The organism is Caballeronia catudaia, from assembly GCF_001544755.2.
GTDB lineage: Bacteria > Pseudomonadota > Gammaproteobacteria > Burkholderiales > Burkholderiaceae > Caballeronia > Caballeronia catudaia.
In genome coordinates this window covers 32,433-55,711 of the sequence record NZ_FCOF02000040.1, presented here as the reverse complement: position 1 = coordinate 55,711, position 23,279 = coordinate 32,433, and the positions used below count along the sequence as shown (strand labels likewise).

The window sequence follows — 23,279 nt, the reverse complement described above, 5'->3', positions numbered from 1 at the left end:
CGCCGGAAAGAATGCGCTGCGCCATGAAGACGCAGTGCAATGAAACGTGCTTACCAGTGATAGTTCATGCCGGCGAAGACCTGGCGTCCATACCCGAACGCACACCAGCTGCCGTAGTAGCACGACGCAACGTATTCCTTGTTTAAGAGGTTCTGCGCGTTCACGTAAAGCTCCGCGCCCTTCAACTGCGCCGCCGCACGGCCGAGGTCGTAGCGCAGCACGGCATCCACGAGGAAGAAGCTCGACACCTTGAAGCTGTTGTCGCTGCTGTACGTCGTGCCGGTGTAGCGTCCGCCCGCGCCCATCGAGAGACCGGCGAGCGGCCCGCGATTGACGGTGTAATACGCCCACAACGAAGCCTGATTCTGCGGAATCGCGAGCAGGAACTTGCCTTCGAGACCGCTGTTGTCCTTCGTGTACTTCGTGTTCAGATACGTATAGCTCGCGGTGACGTTCAGCGAATCCGTGAGGCTCGCCTTCGCTTCGAGCTCGACGCCGAGCGATCGCGCTTCGCCGGCCGCCGTCTGGAAGGCCGGGTTGTCCGCATTGACGGTCAGCAGGTTCTTGCGCGTCAGATCGAACAGTGCGGCCGAGAAGAATGCGTTGTAGCCCTTCGGTGCGAACTTCACGCCGAGTTCATACTGACGCCCGCGCTCCGGCGAGAACTGCTGGCCGCTGATGTCAGTGCCCGCCTGCGGCGTGAACGATTCGGTATAGCTAAAGTACGGCGCGATGCCGCTGTCGAACACGTACGACAAACCGGCGCGCCACGTGAACGCGCGATCGAACTGATGCGAGACGATGTTGTACGTCGTGTTGTTCGAATCGCTGCTCGCCCAGTCTTCGCGTCCGCCGAGCGTGAGGATCACGTTGCCCCAGCGGAGCTGATCCTGCGCATAGACGCCGTACTGCGTGCCGCTCAACACCTGGTGATAGCGGTCCGGCGGCGTGATCGCCTGGTTGTAGTCCGGCGCGAACATGTCGAGCGTCGGCGCGGCGCCGAAGCCTGCATCGAAGTTGCTCGCGTAATGCTGATAATCGAAGCCGAACAGCACCGCGTGCTCGATCGAGCCCGTCGAGAAATTGCCTTCGAGCTGATTGTCGAAGCTGATCGTGTTGAGATTGTCCTTCGACGCCGCCGTGCCGCGGTCGAGCGTGCGCAGATCGTCTTCGAGCCCGCTCGCATAGACGCTCTTGTAGTCCTGCGCGAGATGGATCAGGCGGCCGGTCGAGCGGAACGTCCACGCGTTGTTGAGCTTGCGGTCGAACTTGTAGCCGATCGCTTCCTGCACGCGATTGAAGCTCTCGAAGTTGTGATCGCCGTCGTAGAAATCGCTCGACAGCTTGCCGTTCGGGTTGAACAGCACCGTGCCTTGCGGCGGCACGCTGCCATACGACGTGCTGCGCGGATCGTGCTGATACAGGCCGTACAGCGTGAGCGAGGTCTTGTTGTCGGGGCGCCATGTGAACGACGGCGCAATGGCGATGCGCTTGTTCATCGTCGATTCGACCTGTCCGTCTTCCGAACGCACGAGACCGGTGATGCGATACAGATAGCGCTGATCGCCCGCAATCGGGCCGGAGAAATCGAACGTGGCCTGCTTGTGCGCGTAGTTGCCGAACTCGACGCCCACTTCGTGCAGCGGCACGACGGTCGGCAGCCTGCTTTCCTGATCGAGCAGGCCGCCCGCCGCCGCCTGCCCGTAGAGCACCGACACCGGGCCCTTGAGCACTTCGATGCGCTCCATCATGAACGGATCGAGTTGCGGCACCGCGTACCACGCGTTGTCGAGCAGCTTGAGACCGTTCCAGTACTTGTCGGCGTCGAAGCCGCGCACCTTCAGCAGGTCATAGCGCGTCGCGATGCCGCCACGCGTTTCGGGCGTCACACCCGACACATAGCGCACGGCGGCGTTGAGCGTCTGCGCGTTCTGCTGATCCATCTGCTCGCGCGTGACGACCGACACGGACTGCGGCGTTTCGAGCAGCGACGCGCTGTTCTTCAGCGCAGTCGATTCCTTCGCGACATAGCCTTTGGTCGGACCATAAGGTTGATCCTCGTTCTGCGCGGTCACCTTGACGGCGGGCAGCGTGCTGTCCGCGTCCACGGGTTGCGACGCCCCCAACGGCGCGTCCGCCGGCTGCGCGCAAGCGAGCGGCGCGACGGCGAACAGCACCAGCGCAGCCAGCTTCATAGGCCGCAGGGCGACCGGATTCATATCACCTGATTTCATGCTTATTTCTCTTGTTGCATGGCGCGCGTAAATGCGAATCGTTATTATTTCGTTGGGGATTGTGACCGGACGTTTCGTATTTGTAAAGAAATGATTCAGGCGTTTTGGTCCGAAAACGGCAGGACCGTCGCTACCTGGAGCGGGACGGCTGGAGGGGCTCGCGGAAGGCAAACGTTTGCTCGCGATTGCGCGCCGGACAGCGCGCAATCGCGAGCGGTCTACTTCGACTTGGACCGATTGAACTCGATGGCCGCGCGCACGAGATTCTTCAGTGCCCGCGCATCGATCTTGTCGCCTTCGAAGAAATCGATCGCGCGCCGCGCGTTGCCTTCGAGGCCTGCATTGAAGAGCTTTGCGGGATCGGCAAGACGCGCGCCGTGAGCGAAGGTGAGCTTCACCTTTCCCTTGTGTGCGTTGGCCACGGCGATCATGCCGTCGCGATACCACACCGGGCTGCCCATGTACTTCCACTCCTCGACGATCCCGTCATCCGCCGCGAGGATGATCTTGCGCACCTGGGCGAAGGTCTCGCCGCGCCAGTCGGTGATGCCTGCAATCAACTCGTCGATGCGTTGCGATGCGTCCATATGATCTCCGTAGATAAGCGACGACGATCATATCGCAGCGGCATCAGCGCCTGAGGCCCGGACTGCCTATCGTCAGTTGCAGCCGGTGCGCCTGATCCAGATGAAAAATGAAGGACGGGCGCGAGCGGATCAGCAAGGTCCGCACGTCCGCGTTGCGCGCGGTGCGGATATAGCCATCGACCGTAATGACGAGCTTTTGCAGGAAGAGCACCTCGCGGTCGAGATACGCTTCGTCGAAGTCATACGTGCTCGCGTCGTCGAGATCGGCGAGGTCGGCGGCGCTTTGCTTCGTCAGCGCGTCGCTCGTCGCGCTGCGCTGCGGCTGCGTCCCGACTCTTTGCGTCAGTGTCGCGATCTCCTGATTGACCTGCGCATGCTCCGACACGATGCGTCGCGCGAAGACCTGCAGGCTATATGAGCGCGTCTTGCGCAACGCGAGATTGCCGGCCGCCATTTCCGCCTGATTGGCGACGAAGACGACGCCCAACATTTGTTCATCGCTGAGGCGCTCCTGTGCTTGCGCAAGACGCGTCAATGCAAGGAACAACAGCACCGCAACGATGCATGCGTTTTTCATCCGCGTTCTCCGTTCAAAGGCAAGCCGCCTCTATTTTCACGTGATGACGCACTGCGTGCGTATGGCAAGCCTTGCGTCCTTTCAGCACCGCCGAAGCCGCGTCGCGTATAGAGTTCCGGGTCTTGCTTGAACTAAGATGTAGCCTTCAGTCCAAAGATATGGCGCCAGCCTGTGCGTCGATTGCTGAAACCATCTTACGCGGCGCAATCAATCACACTTCATCGTTATGAAACCCGAAACGGTCTGGCTGGACGAATCCTTCCATTGCGAAGGCTGGCGCGGCGAAATGGCCTCGCGCATCGCCCGCTTCGACTGGTCGGAGACGGCAATGGGACCGATCGACCGATGGTCCAGGAGCCTGCGGGCCGCCGTTCAGCTCATGCTTGCTTCACCCGTGCCGCTCGTGATGCTTTGGGGCCGGCCCGGCACGATGATCTACAACGACGCCTATGCGGGCTTCGCCGGCGGGCGTCATCCGTTTCTGCTCGGCAAGCCCGTCGAGGAAGGATGGCCGGAGATCGCGGCCTTCAATCGCAATGTCGTCGACACGTGCGTGTCGGGTGCGACGCTCTCCTACGCCGACAAGCGCCTCACGCTGCATCGCAACGGCCAGCCCGAAGACGTGTGGATGGACCTGCATTACAGCCCCGTCGCCGAAGACGACGGGCACCCGGCCGGCGTGATCGCCATCGTGCTCGAAACCACCGGCAAGGTGCTCGCCGAACGCCATCGCGATACGGCCGAGCGCGCGTTTCGCGAGGCGAACGAGCGCCTGAACCTCGCGCTCAGTTCGGGCATCGTGCTCGGCACCTGGGTGTGGGACCCGGCGAGCGGGCGCATCAGCGGCGACGAACGATTCGTAAAGGCGCTCGGGTTGCAAGGCCGAACCGACGAGTCCTGGCTCTTCGAAACGCTCGCGGACAGTCTCCATCCGGAAGATGCCGAACGCGTGCGGGCATCGATGAACCGCGCGCTCGACGACGTTGACGGACGCCACGAAATCGAATTTCGCGTGCGCGCGCCGGAAGGCCACTATCGCTGGGCGCTGTCGAGCGGACGCTGCGAATTCGACGGCCTGAACAAGCCGGTTCGCCTGCCCGGCGTGCTGGTCGACATACACGAGCGCAAGATCGCCGAGGATAAGCTGCTCAAGCTCACGCAGACGCTCGAGGAGCGCGTCGCCGAAGCGGTCACGGCGCGCGTCGAAGCCGAGGAGCGGCTGCGTCAGGTGCAGAAGCTCGAAGCCATCGGCAATCTCACGGGCGGCGTCGCGCACGACTTCAACAACGTGTTGCAGATCATTTCCGCGAACCTGCAACTCATCGGCCTCGCCACGCGCGACAAGCCGGATCTCACGCGCAGGCTGCACGTCATGAGTGAAGCCGTCGCGCGCGGCGGCAAGCTCGCGTCGCAGATGCTCGCGTTCGCGCGGCGTCAGCCGCTCAATCCGGCCGTCGTCAATCCGGCGAAGCTCGTCGCGGATATCTGCGAGTTCCTGCAGCGCGCCCTGCCGGAATCGATCAAGCTCACGACCTCGGTATCGGGCGAGGCGTGGAACCTCTTCGTCGATCGCCATCAACTGGAAAACGCGCTGCTCAATCTCGTCATCAATTCGCGCGATGCGATTCACGAAGGCGGCAACATCTGGCTCGAAGTCGCGAATGTGTCCAACGACGATGGGCACGCGACCGGCCTCGCGTTGCCCGCGGGCGATTACGTGCGCCTCGCCGTGACCGATGACGGCGCGGGAATGCCGGACAGCGTGAAGGCCCGCATGTTCGAGCCGTTCTATTCGACGAAAGCCGAAGGCCAGGGCACGGGACTCGGCCTGAGCATGGTGTTCGGCTTCGTGTCGCAAAGCTCGGGCTGCGTCGACGTGCAGACGCAAGTCGGCAAAGGCACGACCGTCGCGCTGTATTTTCCGCGCTGCTGGCAAGCAGAAGCGGCGAGCGCGGACGGCGCGCGGCCGCGGGCGTCGCGTGGCGGCGAAGTCGTGCTCGTGGTCGAGGACGACGCCGACGTGCGCCTCTCCACCATCGACATGCTCGCGCAGCTCGGCTACAAGGTGCTGTCCGCGCAGGACGCGGATTCGGCGCTCGCGGTATTGCAGACGAACCGCGACATCGATCTGCTGTTCAGCGATGTCGTGATGCCCGGCACCATCCGCGCGAACGATCTGGCGAAGATCGCGAGCGCGCCGCCGTACAACGCGACCGTGGTCTTTGCATCGGGCTATACGCGCGACATCATCTTTCACGAAGGGCGGCTCAATGAAGGCGTCGTGCTGCTGAAGAAGCCGTTCACGTTCGACGACCTCGCGCGCACGATCCGCCATGCGCTCGACGCGCGACGTTAGCCGTTAGCGGGACATGCGCGCCTTCGTGGCATCGGCTTTCTTCGCCAGCGTGATGAACGCCGCGAGATAGTCGATCGCCGCATCCGCCTCGCGCGTGCCTAAAAAGATCTGCTTCGCGATGCCCTTCTTGCCGAGCTTGAGCACGTCGAGCGGCATGCGGTCCGCGTAGTCCTCGGCAAGCCAGCGCGGCAGCGCCGCGACGCCGCGCCCGCTCGCCACCATCTGCATCATGATGTCCGTCGTCTCGATCACCTTGTGGCGTCTCGGCACGACGTTCGCGGGCGTGAGGAACTTCGTGTAGATGTCGAGGCGATCCGTTTCGACCGGATACGTGATGAGCACTTCCTGCGCGACCTGCTCCGGCGTGACGTGCGCCGCATTCGCGAGCGCATGCGCTTCCGGCACGACGAGCACTTGTTCGTAGTCGAACACCGGCGTGAAGCGCAAGCCCGGCTTCTTGAGCGGATCGGGCGTCACGAGCACGTCGATATCATGGCCGAACAGCGCCCCGATGCCGCCGAACTGAAAGCGCTGCTTCACGTCGACATCGACATCGGGCCAGCGCGCGAGATACGGCGACACGACCTTGAGCAGCCACTGATAGCACGGATGACACTCCATGCCGATACGCAAGGTGCCGCGTTCGCCTTGCGCGTACTGCTTCATGCGCGCTTCGGCCAGTTCGAACTGCGGCAGCAGCCGGTTCGCGAGGCCGAGCAGATACATACCTGCCTGCGTGAGCCGCATGCTGCGCCCTTCGCGCGTCCAGACCGGCGTGCCCAGTTGCTGCTCCAGCTTCTTGACGGTATGGCTCAATGCGGACTGCGTGAGATTCAGCACCTCGGCGGCGGCGGTCAGCGAGCCTTGCCGTTCCACTTCCCGCACCACCATCAGATGCGCGCGTTCCAGCATCGGAATCTCCATGAATAAAATTGATCGAAGCATGAAATCAAACCATTTTTATTCATGCATCGAAAATTCTATCATCGCGTTCATATCTCCAACTTCGACAGAGACGGCACACGATGGTCACGACACACAACCTGGGTTTTCCGCGCATCGGCGCGCAACGCGAACTGAAGTTCGCCCTCGAAAGCTACTGGAAAAACCAGTCTTCACGCGATGAACTGAAGGACGTCGGCGCGCAGTTGCGCGCGCGGCACTGGAAGGATCAGGCGCGCCTCGATCTCGTGCCCGTCGGAGACTTCGCGTTCTACGATCAGGTGCTCGACATGAGCTTCACGCTCGGCAATCTGCCCGGGCGCGTGCGCGGCTTTCATGGCGATGCGCTCGACAACGCCTTCCGCGTCGCGCGCGGACGTTCGGCGCAAGACGCCGAAGCGCACGCCGCGTGCTGCGGCGGCGTGGCGGCAGGCGAAATGACGAAGTGGTTCGACACCAACTACCACTACATCGTCCCCGAGTTCGATGCGGCGACGCAGTTCAGCCTCGATACGTCGCGTCTCGTCGGGCAACTCGGCGAAGCTCGCGCGCTCGGTGTGAACGCGAAGCCCGTCATCATCGGACCGGTGACGTATCTGTGGCTCGGCAAGGCGAAGGACGATTCCGACAAGCTCGCGCTGCTGCCGCGCCTCTTGCCCGTCTACGCCGCGCTGCTCGATCATTTCGCCGCGCTCGGCGTGGAGTGGGTGCAGATCGATGAACCCGCGCTCGTCACCGAACTCGATGCGCCGTGGCGCGACGCCTTCGTCACCGCCTACGATGCGCTTTCGGCGCGCCGCGTGCGCCTCTTGCTCGCGACTTACTTCGGCCCGTTGCAGGAGAACCTCGAACTCGTGTGCAAGCTGCCGGTGGATGGCCTGCATATCGATGCGATCAACGCGCGCGACGAAGTGGCCGCGGCGGCTTCGTTGCTGCCGGATGCATCGGTGCTGTCCGTCGGCGCGATCAACGGCCGCAATGTCTGGAAGACGGATCTGAACGCAGCGCTCGACTGGCTCGAACCGCTGCGCGCGTCGCTCGGCAACCGCTTGTGGATCGCGCCGTCGTGCTCGCTGCTGCATGCGCCCGTCGATCTGTCGAGCGAGACGAAGCTCGACGCCGATATCCAATCGTGGCTCGCCTTCGCGCTGCAAAAGCTCGATGAACTGCATGTGCTCGCGCGCGCGTTGAACGAAGGCCGCGCATCGGTGGCCGATGCGCTCGCGCACAACGCAGCGGCGATCGAAAGCCGCCGCACGCCATCGCGTGTGCATGATCCGGCGGTGAAGGCGGCGCTCGCGAAGATCGACGCCGCGCTCGGCGAACGCGCGAGCGCCTATCCGCAACGCGCCACGAAGCAGGCCGCGATGCTCGACCTGCCCGCGTATCCGACGACGACCATCGGCTCGTTCCCGCAAACCAGCGAGATCCGTCATGCGCGCAGCCAGTTCAGAAAGGGCGAACTCGATGCCGCGAGCTACAGGACCGCGATGCAAGGCGAAATCACGCGCGCCGTGAAAGAGCAGGAAGCGCTCGGCCTCGATGTGCTCGTGCACGGCGAAGCCGAACGCAACGACATGGTCGAATACTTCGGCGAACAGCTCGAAGGCTATGCGTTCAGCGAGTTCGGCTGGGTGCAGTCGTACGGCTCGCGCTGCGTGAAGCCGCCGATTCTCTTCGGCGATATCAGCCGTCCGAAGGCGATGACCGTCGAATGGATTCGCTACGCGCAATCGCAAACGAAGAAGCCGATGAAGGGCATGCTCACCGGCCCCGTCACGATCCTGAACTGGTCGTTCGTGCGCGACGATCAACCGCGCTCGGTGTCGTGCCAGCAACTCGCGCTCGCGATCCGCGAGGAAGTGCTCGATCTGGAAAAGGCCGGCGTGCGCGTCATTCAAATCGATGAAGCCGCCTTGCGCGAAGGCCTGCCGTTGCGCCGCTCGCAATGGAGCGCGTATCTGCGCTGGGCGGTGGAAGCGTTCCGTATCGCGGCGAACGGCGTGCGCGACGAAACGCAGATTCACACGCACATGTGCTATTCGGAGTTCAACGACATCATCGCGTCGATCGCGGACATGGATGCCGACGTCATCACGATCGAGACATCGCGCTCGGACATGGAGCTGCTCGACGCCTTCGACGACTTCCGCTATCCGAATCAGATCGGGCCGGGCGTGTACGACATCCACTCGCCCAATATCCCGAGCGAAGCGCATATCGTCGATCTGATGACGAAAGCGGCGGAGCGCATTCCCGGCCAACGCCTGTGGGTCAATCCCGACTGCGGGCTCAAGACGCGTCAATGGGATGAAGTGATTCCCGCGCTGCGCAACATGGTCGCGGCGGCGCGCACGCTGCGTCAGTCACTCGGTTCATCACTGACGCAGTGAGCTTGTTGCGCCCCCGCCACCTTCGCACGATAAAGCGCGACGTCGGCGCGTTGCAGCGCGTCGTGAAAGCCGGTTTCATTCGCGCCGATCTGCGATATGCCGAGTAGTGCTCGCGTTCGCCGCGCTTGCGGCCGGGTCGCGGCGGATGCCTCGCGCGGGCTGACGGCGCTGCGCGCATCAGGCGTCGACCGGGACCGGCGCTTGCTCCGCACGACATGCAGGCGTGCGTCTCGCGCGCCGCTTCACGCATTTCCGGAGGCCATCATGCAGCAGGACAAGCCCGTGCCGCACGCCACCGCCGACGACATGGACGAACCCGTGGGCCGCGACGAATCCGCGCCGCCGCCCTCGCAGGACACGAAGCAAGCCGAACTCGACGCGCGCACCAGGCGCGGCCACGAGGCATCGGAAAACGCGTTGCCGTCGTCGCAGGAAAAGAACCCCGTGCCGCCCGGATCGAACAAACCGTGATTCCGTGGCAGGCCATCGTCGCGGCGGCGCTGATGGGCGCGATCGTCTGCTACGCGCACTACGAAATTCCCAGCTTCACGCGCGGCACGGGCAAGCGCCGCACCGCGCACTTCGTGCTGATCGTGGTGGCGCTCGCGTTCGGCGCAATGGGTGCATCCACGCTCGACTTGCCGATACCCGCATGGCTCGTGTTCGTGCTGGGCTTCGGCGCCGTGCACGTGCCCGCCGCAGCAATTCTCGCCGTCAAGCGCCTGCGCGGCGCGGGCATGTCGTGAACCACACCGAGAGGCACATCATGGCAACCGAGACTTACGTTCGCAACGGGCACAACGTCGAGATCACCATCGATCACGATCCGACCGGTCGATGCACCTGGGCCTATACGATCGACGCCGACGGCTTCACCGAAATGCGCGACCGCCCGGTCGAGAGCTTCGACATGGCGATGGAAGCCGCGAAGACCCACGCGAACGCGAAGGCCGACGCGCTGCCCCCCGGCGACTCGCCGCAGTGAATGCGCGATGCTCAGACGTACTCTGGAGGCGCGCGGTCGGGCGGATCGCCGATAGGACGCGGCGTGCCGTCCGGCGGAACGGAATCGGGATCGCCATCGGGCGGCGGCGCCGGATCGGGGTCGACGTCGGGGATCGGTCTTTGCATGCGCTGGCAGGCGTCGGGAATCATCCTCTTCTCCGGTATGTGTCGGGCACTGTGAAGCCCGCATTCCGCGTGCCGCCATCGCAGTCAGGGCAATAACGTCGAGGAACCCACGTCGGCCAGCTTGCCGAGCTCGTCGCGCCGCGTGTCGAGCGCCTCCCGCACGCGCTGTCCATAACCGACCCAGATCGCGAGCGACACGACCGACAGGCTTCCGAGCGCCACGAACGCGGCCGGAAAGCCGTAGCGATGCGCGATCCAGCCGCCGAGCATGGGGCTCAGGCACGCGCCCGCCGCCTCGACGCCCAGCACCGCGCCCTGCCCCAGATTCACGCGGCCGCTTCCGTGCAGCAGATGCACGACGAGCGCGGGCACCGCGACGCTCTGAAATCCCGCGCCGATGCCGTCGAACACCTGCACCGGCACGATGCCCCACGCCGGCGGGACGAACGCCGCCGTGACGGCGCGCAACGGCAACGTCGCTAGCGTGGCGAGGATGATCCACCAGAAACCGAAGCGGCGGATCGCGCGGCTCGCATAGGCCGCCGCGACCAGCATGACGATCTGCGAAATGACGATATTGGCGGCCGTCACGTGACTCGGATCGGCGGCGTGCGTCGATGCAACCGCGAGACTGTAGAGCGGCAGCATCGCCGAATTGCCGAGATTGAATGCCGCGAGCGCCGCCGACAGCACGAGCAGCGAACGATTGCGCAACAGCACGCGCAGGGCGTCGGCGCGGATATCGGAGGCGTCGTCGGCATCGTCTTTCGCGATGCCGCGCGCGTAATGCCGATGCACCGAGCCTGGCGGAATCCACAGCGCCGTGAGGATGCAGCCCGCGCCGAAGGCCGCGCTCAACGCGAAGATATATGGCATGCCGAGCCACGCGCCGAGCCAGCCCGAGAGCGCCGCCGCCGCGATGTTGCCCGCATGATTCGCCACCTGATTGCGCCCGTATTGGCGGTCGAAATTCTGCCGTCCGACGATGCCGAGCGTGAGACCGGCGAGCGCCGGGCCCATCGTCGCGCCCGCGATGGCCGTGGCGATCTGCGAGAGCGTGACGGACCAGAAGCCGTGGAACAGCCAGATGATGATCGCCGAGACGATCGACAGCGCGCTCGCTGCCGCGACGACGGTGCGCCGGCGCGAGGTCGCATCGACGAGCGCGCCCGCGGGCGTCGTAACCAGCATGCCGACGATGCCCCCAATGGTCAGCACGGTGCCGATGCGGTCCGTCGTCCAGCCGTGAGATTGCAGGTAGATGCCGAGAAACGGGCCGACGCCCGCTTGCACATCCGCCGCGAAGAAGCTTACGGCGAGCAGCGGACGGGTCGCCTTTACATTGTGTATTTGCATAAGTGCGAGTTGAGGCGCGACCTGCACGCCGGGTTTCACGTCGAATTTGCTTCGACATCCATAGTATTTTGCGCTCTATGCCGATCGGAACGACATCGTCGCGTAGGCCTAGCAAGACGTGTTCCGCGCTGACCTTTCCGTTCGCCGTAGGAGCCGCACCCGCCGCGCGTAATCAACGGAAAGCGTTGCTTACACATGCTCACGCCCTTTTCCGCGTTCACGTTCGCGTGGTCGGGCGGGCGCGGTCCGTTGCGCTCGCGGAAATAAAAAGCCCGCCGGTCAGGGCGGGCAATCATGCGCTTCGAGAGGGGAAAGCAAGCGCACATTCAAAGCAGGAAACCAGCGGAAAGAAGCATGCGTTTCAATCACGCCATCGCGGACAACTCTAAGGTTTCCTGCGAATCGATTCGGCGGCGTCGCGCCGTTCCGGGGGCCAAGCCGATTGCTCCGGCACGTTCACCGCCTGATCGAAGATAAAACCCATCGCGATATGCACTGTCTCCGTGGAACCGCATGCCGGGCAAGTGTCGTCCTCGAGTGCATCATCGGAATAAATCAGCTTGTTGCACGCCACACACCTAATCAGCATTTGCACTCCTGATGTCACCCATCAACGATGGTACTTGATTTATACGTCAAAGCGCGTGCCGATCCAATAGTCCTTTGCACGAGCCTTTCGAACATGTATGAATCGCGCCGATAAAAACGCGTCGTTCATCGCACGATGCTCCACTCGGATTCCAGAGCGCCCGCTGCCATCGCCGACTCGTTGAACGGGGGCACGTGCTGCGCGTCGGGCGGGCTATGCCAGCGCACTTCGAAGCGCTCTTCCAAGTGGTCCGTTCCTTTCGCCGATCCCGCCACGCTGGTGAGCCGGCATCCGGATGCGCGCATCGAATCCGTGAGCGTCGCTCGCGAGAATGTGCTTCGTTCATAAGTCACGCGTAGTTCTGCGTGCATCTCGCAGGACATACGGCTTTCGACGGCCTTCATCAACCACAGCACGGCGATGCCCAGCACGAGTCCCGCGATGCCGAGGCCGAGCTGGCCCGCGCCAAAGCACAGGCCGACGACCGTCACGAACCACAGCGTGGCCGCTGTCGTCAGTCCTTTGACGAGGCCGTCCTTGCGAAGGATCGCACCCGCGCCAATGAAGCCCACGCCCGACAGTATCCCGAGCGGCAGACGCATCACATCCAGTTGAATGAATGAATCCGATGTCTTGCCCGCCTGCCCCAACAGCGCGTTCGTCAGCAGCATCGCGAGGCACGCGGCAAGACAGACGAGCAAGGTCGTGCGCAATCCGGCGTCCTTGCCCGCTTCGCCCCGGTTGTAACCGATCAGGATGCCGGCCAGCACCGCCAGCGAAATTCGAATGCAGACATCCGGCCATTCGAGCGTGAGAGGCATTTGCGCCATCGTTAGGGTCCTGCGTTCATCCTGCGTTCATCCCTTTGCACGAGCGTCTAGCAAGTGTCGATCCTGCCTGTCTCGCGGCACGCGGCACATGCGTTGCGCAGATCCTGTGCATGGCGCGCCGCTTCGCTTGTCCCATAAGGCTCCGCGGGCGCTCATTTCTTTCGAAACGAATTCCGGAGACTTTCATCATGGCTAACACCGTCGGCGATTTTCTGGTCGACCGTCTGCACGCGTGGGGCGTGCGCCGCATCTACGGTTATCCCGGCGACGGCATCAACGGCGTGTTCGGCGCGCTCAGCCGCGCGAAGGGCAAGATCGAATTCATTCAGGCGCGCCACGAAGAGATGGCCGCCTTCATGGCCTCCGCGCATGCGAAGTTCACGGGCGGGCTGGGCGTGTGCATCGCGACGTCGGGCCCCGGCGCGGCGCATCTCATCACCGGTCTTTACGATGCGCGCCTCGATCACATGCCCGTGCTCGCGATCACCGGCCAGCAGGCGCGTGCGGCGCTCGGCGGCCACTATCAGCAGGAAGTCGATCTCCCCGCGATGTTCAAGGACGTCGCCGGCGCGTTCGTGCAGCAGGCGAGCGTCCCCGCGCAGATCCCTCACCTCGTCGATCGCGCGGTGCGTATCGCGCTGTCGGAACGCAAGGTCACGGCGGTCGTGTTGCCCAACGATCTCCAGGACCTCGAATACGAGCCGCCGGGCCGCAAGCACGGCACGCTGCATTCGGGCGTGGGTTATCGCGCGCCGAAGACCGTGCCTTATGCCGACGACCTGCAGCAAGCCGCCGACGTGCTCAACGCGGGCAAGAAGGTCGCGATCCTGGTCGGCGCGGGCGCGCTGCAGGCGACCGATGAAGTCATCGCCGTCGCGGAGAAGCTGGGCGCGGGCGTCGCGAAAGCGCTGCTCGGCAAGGGCGCGTTGCCCGACGATCTGCCCTTCGTCACCGGCTCGATCGGCCTGCTCGGCACCGAGCCGAGCTACAAGCTGATGACCGGATGCGACACGCTGCTGATGATCGGCTCGGGCTTTCCCTACTCGGAGTTCCTGCCGAAGGAAGGCGCGGCGCGCGGCGTGCAGATCGACATCAAGGCGGACATGCTGTCGATCCGCTATCCGATGGAAGTGAATCTCGTCGGCGACAGCGCCGAAACCTTGCGCGCGCTGCTGCCGTTGCTGCAACAGAAAGCCGATCGCGCATGGCGCGAGGACATCGAAGGCTGGCTCGCGGACTGGTGGAAGAAGCTCGAAAAACGCGCGATCGAGCCCGCGAAGGCCGGCGTGAATCCGCAGCGCACCGTGTGGGAGCTGTCGCCGCGCGTGCCCGCGAATGCGATCGTCACGAGCGATTCGGGCTCGGTCGCGAACTGGTACGCGCGCGATCTCAAGGTCAAACGCGGCATGCTGTGCTCGCTCTCGGGCGGGCTTGCATCGATGGGCGCGGCCGTGCCCTATGCGATCGCGGCGAAGTTCGCCTATCCCGAGCGGCCGGTGATCGCGCTCGTCGGCGATGGCGCGATGCAGATGAACAACATGGCCGAGCTCATCACGGTCGCGAAATACTGGAAGCAGTGGTCCGATCCGCGCTGGATCTGCATGGTGCTGAACAACGAGGATCTGAATCAGGTCACGTGGGAGCAGCGCGTGATGGAAGGCGATCCGAAGTTCGAGGCATCGCAGGATATTCCGTCGGTGCCGTATCACAAGTTCGCGGAGCTGATCGGCCTGAAGGGTTTTTATGTCGATGACGCCGAGCGCATGGCCGCCGTGTGGGACGAAGCACTCGCAGCGGATCGTCCTGTCGTGATCGAAGTGAAGGCCGACCCGAACGTGCCGCCGCTGCCGCCGCACATCACGCTACAGCAGGCGAAGGCGTTCGCGGCCACGCTCATGAAGGGCGATCCGAATCAGGGCAATGTGATCGTCGATACGGCGAAGCAGGTGCTCGGCGCGGTGTTGCCGGGGCACAAGGACACGTAGGATGCCTCTCTCGCGCCTCCGCTTCACTGATCTTCCCAATCGCGCCATTGCACATCGTCATGTGCCGCGAGATAGCCATTGACCGCCTCGCCGATGGTGGGAAACAAACGCCCTTCGCCGATCGTCTGCAACACGCCGTAGCGCTTCAGGTTGTCTTTCACCGGCCCTTTCAATTCAGCGAAGCACAGCGCAATGTCGCGCTCGGCGAGTTCCTTGTGCAATCGCTCCAGCACTTCGACGGCAGTGAGATCAATGTCCGTCACAGGCTCTGCCGCGATCACGGCCCAGCGCGCGGTGTCGTCGGCATCGTCGATTGCGCGCAGCACGTGCTCGCGAAAAATCTCCGCGTTCGCGAAGAACAGCGGCGCGTCCCAGCGAAACAACACGAGACCGGGCACGCGCCGCGCCTCGGGATGACGCGATACATCGTGATAACCCTTGCGCCCGTCGATGCGTCCGAGCACCGCGTCATACGGCCGCCACGCGCGCCATAGGAACGACAGCACGGCCAGCAGCAGCGCGAGCGCAATGCCGTTGACGACGCCCAGCACCGCGACGCCGGCGAAGCACACGAGCGCCTGCACGAACTCGCTCTTGCGCAGCCGGTACAGCCGCATCACGCCGCCCACTTCGAGCATCGAGAGACATGCGGCGATGACGACCGCGGCCAGCGCCGCTTGTGGCGTGCTGGCGAGCGCATGCGGCGCGACGACGAGCAACCCGGCGACGACGAGCGCGGCGAACACGCCCGTCAATTGCGTCTTCGCGCCCGCCGCTTCGGCCACGGGCGTGCGCGAGCCGCTCGCGCTCACGGCGAAGCCCTGAAACAGTCCCGCCGCGATGTTCGACAATCCGAGCGCGACGCACTCCTGATTGCGGTCGACGGTTTCCTTCGTGCGCATCTCGTAGGTGCGGGACAGCACGACGACATCCGTGAACGAGACGAGCGCGATCGCCGCCGCGGCGCCCGCGAGCTGCCACCATTGGTCGAGCGGCATCAGCGGAAATTCGAAAGAAGGAAGCCCGCGCGGCACGTTGCCCACGGTCGCGACGTCCGCGCGCTTGCCGAGATCCATCGCCTTCACGAGCGCCGTCGCCACGCCGACCGCGATCAGCACGCCAGGCACTTTCGGCCAGAAGCGTTTGATGAGCAGGATCGACACGAGCGCGCCGATGCCGATGGCGAACGCCGTCATGTTCACTTTCGATGCGGCGAGTCCATCGACGAGATCGTTCACCTGCGCGATGAACGATTCGCCCTTGCCCTTGAAGCCGAGCAGCTTCGGCATCTGTCCGACGATGATCGTCAGGATGATGCCGTTCAGGAAGCCGTACCGGATGGGCAGTGACAGCAATTCGCTGACGAAGCCGAGCTTCAGCAAGCCGACGACGAGGCAGATTGCGCCCGCCAGCACCGCGAGCGCATTGGCCGTAAGGAGCGCGCGATGCGGGTCGCCCTGACTCAGCGACACGATGCTCGCGGCGATGAGCGCGACGAGCGCCGAATCCGGGCCGACGACGAGCAGGCGGCTCGGGCCGAAGACCGCATAGGCGAGCATCGCGGCGAAAGACGCATATAAGCCGTTCACTGCGGGAAGTCCCGCCGCTTCGGCGTAGGCCATCCCTGCCGGGACCAGCACCGCGCTCACGGAAAGTCCCGCGACGAAATCGTGGAAGAGCCAGCGTGGCTCGTATGCGCGCAACGCGGCGATCCCGGCGAACCAGCGAAGCGGATTCATCGCACTTCTTTGTGCTTCGTGCCCGCGATGCCCGGCTTTCGTGTTCATCGTTGCGCCTCTCTTCTCTGCTCGAAGCAAGCGCGGTTCCAGACCGGGAACACGGTTTGCCTGCGCGCTCGATGCATCGCTTCTCAGGGGGCGCGTCATGAATACGCTGCGCATCGATCGACTGCACCCGACGCAGATGACGCACGGCGAACGTCAGATCCGCCAAAAGGCCGACACTTATCGCACGCTGAGCGCGCATGACCTGGACATGGCTATTGCGCAGAAACCCATCGCCGTGGTGTTCGGGCCGGGCGGCGAGCCGTACGTGATCGATCATCATCATGTCACGTGCGCGCTCGAGCGCATCGGCGTGAAGGATGTGCCGTTTGTCCTGGTCAGGGATTTGACTTCGCTGTCGCAGCCCGAGTTCTGGCTGACGCTGGAAAACAACGCGTGGGTTTATCCCTACGATGCGGACCGACGCCGCATCGCGTTCAAGGACATGCCAGTGCGCATGGGGGATGCAGTGAACGATGAATTCCGCAGTCTCGCGGCCTTCGTGCGCGCCGCTGGCGGTTATGAAAAGACCGACGTGCCGCTAGCGGATTTCCGCTGGGCCGACTTCTTTCGCGCGCATTTTCCGCGACCGAACGACGATGCGCAATTCGACGCACTCATCGAGCGCGCGAAGGAACTGGCCCGCAGCGATGCGGCCGCGGGCCTGCCTGGTTTCATCGGCTGAAACCTTCAGTGCGGATGCGTCGCAATGAAGTTCTTCACCGACGTATAGACCGGCTTCGGCGTCGCGCCGTCGTTCAGCATGATGCCGTACGGACCCTCGCCAGTGGGCGGATCGTCATAGAGCTGATAGACCTGGAGCGACTGGATGTTGTATTGCGGCGCGATCGCGAGCAGCGCGCCCATCATGTTGTTCGCCATGAATGTGCCCGCTTCGCCGGCCGTGCCGGGGAAACTCGGACGCATGCCCACTTCGTTGATCCAGATCGGCTTGCCGAACGATTGCAGCGTGCCGATCACGTTGTAGCACCCCGTTCCGCCGCACGCGTTGCGGATATCGCCCTGCTCCGAATACCAGTGCCACGCGGTGATATCCCATGTCACGACGGGATGCCCGCTCGTGCCGTCCGGCTGCGTGCCGTTCGCGAGCATCACGTCGAAGCCGTAGTGCATCCACGTATTGCCGCCGATGATGATCTTGCCATCGGGATCGACCGACTTGATGCCCGCAATCATCCCGCGAATGACGCCGCGCGCAATCTGGAAGCAGTCGTTCTTGAAGTCGGTGCTGCGCACGCCGTCGACCCATCCGTTGAGGCATGTGGGCGCGAGCTCGTTGGTGACTTCGTACCACGCATAGCGCTGCACGTTGACGATCTGCTGCGCGAGCGTGTAACTAGCCTGATAAGCCGCGTTCTCGTCGGCGAAATTGAGCGTCTGAAGAAGCACGGGATAAACCGTCACGCCGGATTGAGCAAACTTCTGCGCAACAGAGGCAAGTTTCTTCGCACCGTCCACATTGCTCACGTCGTTGCGATACAGCGTGACGTTGAGGTCCTTCAGTTGCGCGAGCTGCTGATCGAGGCTCGTGGTCGTATAGGGGCCGGTCAGATTGACATGACCGTTCATGCCATAAAAGATGCTGCCCGAAGGCGCGATCACCGTCGTCGCGGCGCTGCTCGTGCTCGTCGATCCACTGGCCGGCGCGGGGCTCGATGCCGCCAGAGGCGCAGAGGCGCCGCTGTCTGGCGGCGTCGTCGTGCTACCCGTGCTACCCGAGTCCGATGGACTCGCCGAACTCGACTGCGAGACGCCCGCCGTGCTGGGGCCATCGCTGCCACCGCCGCATGCCGCGAGCACGAATGCCGCTGCGAGCGCGGGCAATACCGCTATCCATCGTGCCGAAAACAAACGGCGAATCTTTGAAGGGCAGACATTTGAAAAGCGGCGATTGTTTTCGGTCATGGCACGATCGGAAGATTGAATTCGATAACATGCTTTCGATAAATTGTGGAAAGAGAAACGCCGACTATTGCAACGACACGCCATTGCGAATGAGCATTTAGCGCAGCCGAATACAACGCGTGCAGCGCCGTTCGGTACGAGAGATAAAGGCGGCAAACTGACTGGCCGACGCGCTAGATACGCGATGGGGCCCAGCCACGGCGCTCAGGACGAAAGGCCGCAGCGCAACGTTCGATTGACGCGCGAAAAAAGAAGGCACAGAGGAATACCTTGCCTCTGCGAAACAGTGCGCGGACCACGAATACGTTAGTACATCATAGCTTCGACGTGCGCTTATGCAAGGCTTTCGGCCATCTTAACAAAAGAAGCCGTCGATTTATACCCATTCATTGGACAGACAAAAGTGATTGCAACTCGATGGCAAACTGCCGTAAGGCGTTCGTTGGGAGCGCAGATTGCTAAGCCTTAACCGGTCGTGCGCATCAAGACGATCGTCCAAGTCCACTATCCACTAATCACCGGAGATGTATGCGGATGCTGGCTACGCACAGAGCGATCCATTGTGCCAGGCAAAGCACCCGCGCCGTGATCGCCGCACTCATCGCGCTAAGGTGGCAGACGAGCGCCCGCGCCGATGCGCCGCTGAACTATTTCCTTCACGCCGATGGCCCCGCCGCCACGCCGACCATGTGGCTCGGCTGGGCGCTCGCGGCGCTCGTCGTCGCCGTCGCGCTGATCGTGAGCGGGCTGCTCGTGGGTGCGATGGTCCGCAAGCGCCCTCCGCCCACCGAACGCGATGCCGCGCATGTGCAGGGCGAAGGCGGCGGCATGCACTGGATCTGGATCGGCACGGGCATCTCTTCAGTGGCGCTCTTCGCGGCGCTGGCTTATATGCTCGTCACGCTGGAATCCGTCGCATCGCCGCACAAGGAGCCGGGCCTGACCATCGCGGTCACGGCTTACGACTGGTGGTGGAAGATCGAGTACGCCGGAAGTCCCGCCATCACGACGGCCAACGAGATTCATATTCCCGTCGGCGAGCCGGTGAAGATCGAGCTGCGCAGCGCCGACGTCATCCATGCCTTCTGGGTGCCGCGTCTCGCGGGCAAGACGCAGACGATACCGGGCGTCGTCAACGAGCAATGGATTCAGGCGGACCGCGCGGGCGTTTATCGCGGGCAATGCTCGCAGTTCTGCGGCGCGCAGCACGCGCATATGGCGTTCGAAGTGATCGCCGAACCGCGCGCGCAGTTCGACGCATGGTATGCGGCGCAGGCGAAGCCGCACGCAGCGGATGCGCGCGTGAGCGACGGACAAGATCTCTTTCTCGATCGATGCGCCGGCTGCCACACCGTGCGCGGCAGCGATGCGAACGGCGCACAGGCGCCCGACCTCACGCACCTGAACTCGCGCAGGCTCATTGCGGCGGGCGCGCTGCCGAACACGGCGTCGAACCAGCTCGACTGGATTCAACATGCGCAGCGCATCAAGCCCGATTCGATGATGCCTTCGATCACGCTCTCCGCCGACGACGCCGCCGCGCTTGCCGCCTATCTCCGGACACTGCAATGACCGAACACGCCGCCTCGCCGCCGCCGCTGCGGCGCACGCTCACGACAGGCCGCATCGAACCCGGCAGCGAACAGGAGCGCAAGCTGCGCGCGCTTTGGGAAACGCCGCCCGGCTGGCGCGGCTGGCTTTCGACCGTCGATCACAAGAGCATCGGCTTGCGCTATCTCGTGACCGCGTTCGCGTTCCTGATCGCGGGCGGCATCGAAGCGCTCATCATGCGCGTGCAGCTCGCGCGCCCTAACGCGACCCTCGTCACGCCGGAGCAATACAACCAGCTCTTCACGATGCACGGCGTGACGATGATCTTCCTCTACGCGCTGCCCGTGCTCTCCGGCTTCTCGAACTATCTATGGCCGCTGATACTCGGCGCGCGCGACATGGCCTTTCCGCGGCTGAACGCGCTGTCGTACTGGATCTTTCTCTTCGCGGGACTCTTCCTGTACGCGAGCTTTCCGTTCGGCGAAGCGCCCAACGCGGGCTGGTTCAACTATGCGCCGCTCGCGGGCCTCACCTACAACACGGGACCGAACATCGATGTCTATGCGCTCGGCATGGTGCTGCTCGGCATCTCGACGACGGTCGGCTCGATGAACTTCGTCGTTACGTTCCTGCGCATGCGCGCGCCGGGCATGTCGCTCGATCGCGTGCCGGTGCTCGTGTGGGGCACGCTCACGGCGTCGGGCGGCAACCTCCTCGCGGTGCCGTCGGTGAGTCTCGCGTTCTTTCTTCTATGGCTCGACAGACGCATCGGCACGCATTTCTTCGATGTGGTCAACGGCGGCCGCGCGCTGCTCTGGCAGCATCTCTTCTGGATCTTCGCGCATCCGTGGGTGTATGCGGTCGTGCTGCCCGCAATGGGCATCGTCTCCGATGCGCTGCCGGTCTTCTGCCGCAGGCCGCTCGTCGGCTATCTGCCGGTTGCGCTGTCGACGGTCGCGACGATGGTCGTCGGCTTCGTCGTCTGGATACATCACATGTTCGCGACCGGCATACCCGCGCTCGCGTTGTCGTTCTTCGGCGCGGCGAGCATGGTCATCGCGATACCGAGCGCGGTCGCGACCTTCGCGTGGATCGCGACCATCTGGACCGGCAGGCCCGTGTTCCGCGTGCCGTTCTTCTACTTCGCGGGCTTCGTGTTCCTGTTCGTGATCGGCGGATTATCCGGCGTGCTCACCGCCGCGGTGCCGCTCGACTGGCAGCTCACGGACACCTACTTCGTCGTCGCGCATCTGCATTACGTGCTGCTCGGCATCAACGTGTTTCCGGTGATCGGCGGCATCTACTTCTGGTTTCCGAAGTTCACCGGACGCATGATGAGCGAGAAGATCGGGCGCATCGGTTTCTGGATTCTTTTCGCGGGCTTCAATATCGCCTTCTTTCCAATGCATATCGCGGGCTTGCTCGGCATGCCGCGGCGCATCTACACGTATGCGCCCGACATGGGCTGGAACACGGTGAACATGATCACGTCGATCGGCGCATTCATGTTCGCGGCGGGCGTGCTCGTGTTTCTTTGCGATTTGTTCCATAGCCTGCGGCGCGGTCCCGTTGCGGGCGATAACCCCTGGGATGCGCCCACGCTCGAATGGTCGACGTCATCGCCGCCGCCGCCGTATAACTTCGCGATCGCGCCGCGCATCGCGAGCCGTCATCCGCTGTGGGAGGAGCGCATCGCCGGCACGATGCGATCGCAGCTCGAATACGGCTACGTGCTCGACGAAGGACGCGAGGCGCTCGGCACCACCGCGCTCGACGGCGATCCCGACGTCATCCTCAAGATGCCCGAAGACTCGTATGCGCCGTTCTGGCTCGGCGTCGCGTCGCTGCTGTTCTTCGTCGGCCTCGCACTGACTTCGTGGCGGCTGACGGCGTTCGGACTCGTTGCGTGCGGCGCGGCCATCGTCGTTTGGCTGTGGCCTCGCCGTGAACTCGGCCAGCGCGATGACGTCTCTCATACACAGCGCTCCGGAGCGCCATCATGAGCGAGCTCGCGGATGTGTTGCCCGAGCGCGAGCGCTTGCCCATCGGCAGTCCGGGCGAACGCTCGGGCGGCTGGTGGGGATGCCTCACGCTCGTCGCCACCGAAGCCGCGCTCTTCGGCTATCTGATCTTTTCGTATCTGTATCTCGCATCGCAGACGACCGAGCACTGGCCGCCCGAAGGCTTGCCCAAGCTCGGGCTCGGCATCGCCAACACCTGCATTCTTCTCTCCAGCAGCGTGTTCGTATGGGCGAGCGAGCGCTTCGTGCGGCGCGGCAGGCGCGGCATGGGCGTGCTGATGCTCGCGATCGCAATAGCGCTCGGCATGATCTTCGCCGGCATACAACTCAAGGAATGGGCCAATCATCCCTACGGCCTGACGACGCATCTCTACGGCTCGCTGTATTTCACGATCACCGGCTTTCACATGATGCATGTGCTCGTCGGTCTCGTCGTGCTCGCGTTCCTGCTGCTCTGGACGGCGCTCGGCTACTTCGACCGGGCGCGCTCGGCGGCGCTGACCATCGGCGGGCTGTACTGGCATTTCGTCGATGTCGTGTGGCTCTTCATCTTCGCGACGCTGTATCTGTCGCCCTATGTGCTGCCGCGATGAAGAACCGCTCATCTCATCCCGCGCGCCCTGGCGCTATCGCGCTCGCAATCGGCCTCCTGCTCGCGCCCGCCGCGTGGATGGTGCAGACGAATCTCGTGCAGACCATCGCCGCGTGGGGATGCTTCCCGCACGAACGTCCGGTGCATGCGCCCGCGTTGTCGTGGCTCGAACCGGGCATCGTCACCGTCGCGGTGCTGGCGTTGCTTATGGGCATCGCCGGCGGCATCGTTGCGTGGCGCAACTGGCGCCGAACCGGCGCGATCGGAACGCTGCCGAAAGCGCATGAAGCGGTCGACAGACATGCGGCGCGCGATGCGTTCATCGCGCGCGCGGGGGCGCTGGCCAGCGCGCTTTTCGTATTCGCGCTGATCTCGACCGATCTCGCGTGGCTGCTCGTGTCGCCATGCGGGGGACGGTGATCGTC

General features: G+C 63.8%; 21 protein-coding genes. 12 read left to right on the top strand and 9 right to left on the bottom strand.

Annotated elements, in window-relative coordinates; all coding sequences use genetic code 11:
* Positions 1-50: 50 nt before the first annotated feature.
* The 3 genes from AWB75_RS28880 to AWB75_RS28870 form a co-directional block, all read right to left on the bottom strand.
* On the bottom strand, positions 51-2,234 hold the full coding sequence (locus AWB75_RS28880) for a TonB-dependent siderophore receptor (RefSeq protein ID WP_061127431.1): 2,184 nt from the start codon (positions 2,232-2,234) through the stop codon (positions 51-53).
* Positions 2,235-2,452: 218 nt separating this feature from the next.
* Positions 2,453-2,821, bottom strand: coding sequence for a DUF1801 domain-containing protein (locus AWB75_RS28875; RefSeq protein ID WP_061127430.1), 369 nt, complete (start codon positions 2,819-2,821; stop codon positions 2,453-2,455).
* Positions 2,822-2,864: 43 nt separating this feature from the next.
* Positions 2,865-3,398, bottom strand: coding sequence for a DUF4142 domain-containing protein (locus tag AWB75_RS28870; protein ID WP_061127429.1), 534 nt, complete (start codon positions 3,396-3,398; stop codon positions 2,865-2,867).
* A gap of 226 nt (positions 3,399-3,624) precedes the next feature.
* On the opposite strand from AWB75_RS28870, the gene AWB75_RS28865 reads away from it, so the two are divergent.
* Positions 3,625-5,754, top strand: a complete 2,130-nt coding sequence (locus tag AWB75_RS28865) for an ATP-binding protein (RefSeq protein WP_061127428.1) — start codon at positions 3,625-3,627, stop codon at positions 5,752-5,754.
* Between the two features lie 3 nt (positions 5,755-5,757).
* On the opposite strand, the gene AWB75_RS28860 is transcribed toward AWB75_RS28865, so the two are convergent.
* Complete coding sequence (locus AWB75_RS28860; RefSeq protein ID WP_061127447.1) at positions 5,758-6,666, bottom strand: LysR family transcriptional regulator; 909 nt, start codon at positions 6,664-6,666, stop codon at positions 5,758-5,760.
* Positions 6,667-6,779: 113 nt separating this feature from the next.
* On the opposite strand from AWB75_RS28860, the gene metE reads away from it, so the two are divergent.
* From metE to AWB75_RS28840, 4 genes are all read left to right on the top strand, one after another.
* Positions 6,780-9,089: a 5-methyltetrahydropteroyltriglutamate--homocysteine S-methyltransferase gene (gene metE / locus AWB75_RS28855; RefSeq protein WP_061127427.1), complete on the top strand. Its 2,310-nt coding sequence runs from the start codon at positions 6,780-6,782 to the stop codon at positions 9,087-9,089.
* A 264-nt stretch (positions 9,090-9,353) separates the two neighbouring features.
* Positions 9,354-9,560, top strand: a complete 207-nt coding sequence (locus tag AWB75_RS28850) for a hypothetical protein (protein ID WP_061127426.1) — start codon at positions 9,354-9,356, stop codon at positions 9,558-9,560.
* On the top strand, positions 9,557-9,835 hold the full coding sequence (locus AWB75_RS28845; RefSeq protein ID WP_061127425.1) for a hypothetical protein: 279 nt from the start codon (positions 9,557-9,559) through the stop codon (positions 9,833-9,835). Before AWB75_RS28850 ends, AWB75_RS28845 begins: the two co-directional genes overlap by 4 nt.
* A gap of 20 nt (positions 9,836-9,855) precedes the next feature.
* Positions 9,856-10,074: a hypothetical protein gene (locus tag AWB75_RS28840; RefSeq protein WP_061127424.1), complete on the top strand. Its 219-nt coding sequence runs from the start codon at positions 9,856-9,858 to the stop codon at positions 10,072-10,074.
* A gap of 11 nt (positions 10,075-10,085) precedes the next feature.
* Here AWB75_RS28840 and AWB75_RS38240 read toward each other — a convergent pair whose 3' ends face one another.
* From AWB75_RS38240 to AWB75_RS28825, 3 genes are all read right to left on the bottom strand, one after another.
* A complete protein-coding gene (locus AWB75_RS38240) occupies positions 10,086-10,244 on the bottom strand; it encodes a hypothetical protein (RefSeq protein ID WP_200823049.1) in 159 nt (52 codons plus the stop codon).
* Between the two features lie 60 nt (positions 10,245-10,304).
* A complete protein-coding gene (locus AWB75_RS28835; protein ID WP_061127446.1) occupies positions 10,305-11,576 on the bottom strand; it encodes an MFS transporter in 1,272 nt (423 codons plus the stop codon).
* Between the two features lie 714 nt (positions 11,577-12,290).
* The gene (locus tag AWB75_RS28825; protein ID WP_061127422.1) at positions 12,291-12,995 is read right to left on the bottom strand and encodes an MgtC/SapB family protein; all 705 of its coding nucleotides are present in this window, start codon (positions 12,993-12,995) and stop codon (positions 12,291-12,293) included.
* Positions 12,996-13,183: 188 nt separating this feature from the next.
* Between AWB75_RS28825 and AWB75_RS28820 the strand changes: the two genes are divergently transcribed.
* Positions 13,184-14,980: a thiamine pyrophosphate-requiring protein gene (locus AWB75_RS28820; protein WP_061127421.1), complete on the top strand. Its 1,797-nt coding sequence runs from the start codon at positions 13,184-13,186 to the stop codon at positions 14,978-14,980.
* Between the two features lie 23 nt (positions 14,981-15,003).
* Here the strand turns inward: AWB75_RS28820 and AWB75_RS28815 are convergent, their stop codons facing one another.
* Positions 15,004-16,767: a SulP family inorganic anion transporter gene (locus tag AWB75_RS28815; RefSeq protein WP_061127420.1), complete on the bottom strand. Its 1,764-nt coding sequence runs from the start codon at positions 16,765-16,767 to the stop codon at positions 15,004-15,006.
* Positions 16,768-16,864: 97 nt separating this feature from the next.
* Between AWB75_RS28815 and AWB75_RS28810 the strand changes: the two genes are divergently transcribed.
* Positions 16,865-17,449 (top strand): ParB-like protein, encoded by a 585-nt coding sequence (locus tag AWB75_RS28810; protein ID WP_061127419.1) that lies wholly within the window; start codon positions 16,865-16,867, stop codon positions 17,447-17,449.
* 5 nt (positions 17,450-17,454) lie between these two features.
* Here the strand turns inward: AWB75_RS28810 and AWB75_RS28805 are convergent, their stop codons facing one another.
* Positions 17,455-18,354, bottom strand: coding sequence for a lipopolysaccharide biosynthesis protein (locus AWB75_RS28805; RefSeq protein ID WP_235012285.1), 900 nt, complete (start codon positions 18,352-18,354; stop codon positions 17,455-17,457).
* A gap of 10 nt (positions 18,355-18,364) precedes the next feature.
* On the opposite strand from AWB75_RS28805, the gene AWB75_RS28800 reads away from it, so the two are divergent.
* From AWB75_RS28800 to AWB75_RS28780, 5 genes are all read left to right on the top strand, one after another.
* Positions 18,365-18,709: a hypothetical protein gene (locus tag AWB75_RS28800; RefSeq protein WP_061127418.1), complete on the top strand. Its 345-nt coding sequence runs from the start codon at positions 18,365-18,367 to the stop codon at positions 18,707-18,709.
* 515 nt (positions 18,710-19,224) lie between these two features.
* Positions 19,225-20,262, top strand: a complete 1,038-nt coding sequence (gene coxB, locus AWB75_RS28795; RefSeq protein ID WP_407642178.1) for a cytochrome c oxidase subunit II — start codon at positions 19,225-19,227, stop codon at positions 20,260-20,262.
* A complete protein-coding gene (gene ctaD / locus AWB75_RS28790) occupies positions 20,259-22,244 on the top strand; it encodes a cytochrome c oxidase subunit I (RefSeq protein WP_061127416.1) in 1,986 nt (661 codons plus the stop codon). Before coxB ends, ctaD begins: the two co-directional genes overlap by 4 nt.
* On the top strand, positions 22,241-22,855 hold the full coding sequence (locus AWB75_RS28785; protein ID WP_061127415.1) for a cytochrome c oxidase subunit 3: 615 nt from the start codon (positions 22,241-22,243) through the stop codon (positions 22,853-22,855). Before ctaD ends, AWB75_RS28785 begins: the two co-directional genes overlap by 4 nt.
* Positions 22,852-23,274 carry a hypothetical protein gene (locus tag AWB75_RS28780; RefSeq protein ID WP_061127414.1) on the top strand — a complete coding sequence of 141 codons (423 nt, stop codon included), beginning with the start codon at positions 22,852-22,854 and terminating at the stop codon, positions 23,272-23,274. Before AWB75_RS28785 ends, AWB75_RS28780 begins: the two co-directional genes overlap by 4 nt.
* The last annotated feature ends 5 nt before the right edge of the window (positions 23,275-23,279 follow it).

Coding starts and splice junctions, on each gene's coding strand:
- AWB75_RS28825 (WP_061127422.1), bottom strand. CDS start 12,995: ATGGCGCAAATGCCTCTCACGCTCGAATGGCCGGATGTCTGCATTCGA.
- AWB75_RS28820 (WP_061127421.1), top strand. CDS start 13,184: ATGGCTAACACCGTCGGCGATTTTCTGGTCGACCGTCTGCACGCGTGG.
- AWB75_RS28865 (WP_061127428.1), top strand. CDS start 3,625: ATGAAACCCGAAACGGTCTGGCTGGACGAATCCTTCCATTGCGAAGGC.
- AWB75_RS38240 (WP_200823049.1), bottom strand. CDS start 10,244: ATGATTCCCGACGCCTGCCAGCGCATGCAAAGACCGATCCCCGACGTC.
- ctaD (WP_061127416.1), top strand. CDS start 20,259: ATGACCGAACACGCCGCCTCGCCGCCGCCGCTGCGGCGCACGCTCACG.
- AWB75_RS28850 (WP_061127426.1), top strand. CDS start 9,354: ATGCAGCAGGACAAGCCCGTGCCGCACGCCACCGCCGACGACATGGAC.
- AWB75_RS28835 (WP_061127446.1), bottom strand. CDS start 11,576: ATGCAAATACACAATGTAAAGGCGACCCGTCCGCTGCTCGCCGTAAGC.
- AWB75_RS28785 (WP_061127415.1), top strand. CDS start 22,241: ATGAGCGAGCTCGCGGATGTGTTGCCCGAGCGCGAGCGCTTGCCCATC.
- AWB75_RS28860 (WP_061127447.1), bottom strand. CDS start 6,666: ATGCTGGAACGCGCGCATCTGATGGTGGTGCGGGAAGTGGAACGGCAA.
- AWB75_RS28875 (WP_061127430.1), bottom strand. CDS start 2,821: ATGGACGCATCGCAACGCATCGACGAGTTGATTGCAGGCATCACCGAC.
- AWB75_RS28800 (WP_061127418.1), top strand. CDS start 18,365: ATGCTGCCCGAAGGCGCGATCACCGTCGTCGCGGCGCTGCTCGTGCTC.
- AWB75_RS28870 (WP_061127429.1), bottom strand. CDS start 3,398: ATGAAAAACGCATGCATCGTTGCGGTGCTGTTGTTCCTTGCATTGACG.
- coxB (WP_407642178.1), top strand. CDS start 19,225: ATGCTGGCTACGCACAGAGCGATCCATTGTGCCAGGCAAAGCACCCGC.
- AWB75_RS28815 (WP_061127420.1), bottom strand. CDS start 16,767: ATGAACACGAAAGCCGGGCATCGCGGGCACGAAGCACAAAGAAGTGCG.
- metE (WP_061127427.1), top strand. CDS start 6,780: ATGGTCACGACACACAACCTGGGTTTTCCGCGCATCGGCGCGCAACGC.
- AWB75_RS28840 (WP_061127424.1), top strand. CDS start 9,856: ATGGCAACCGAGACTTACGTTCGCAACGGGCACAACGTCGAGATCACC.
- AWB75_RS28810 (WP_061127419.1), top strand. CDS start 16,865: ATGAATACGCTGCGCATCGATCGACTGCACCCGACGCAGATGACGCAC.
- AWB75_RS28805 (WP_235012285.1), bottom strand. CDS start 18,354: ATGAACGGTCATGTCAATCTGACCGGCCCCTATACGACCACGAGCCTC.
- AWB75_RS28780 (WP_061127414.1), top strand. CDS start 22,852: ATGAAGAACCGCTCATCTCATCCCGCGCGCCCTGGCGCTATCGCGCTC.
- AWB75_RS28880 (WP_061127431.1), bottom strand. CDS start 2,234: ATGAAATCAGGTGATATGAATCCGGTCGCCCTGCGGCCTATGAAGCTG.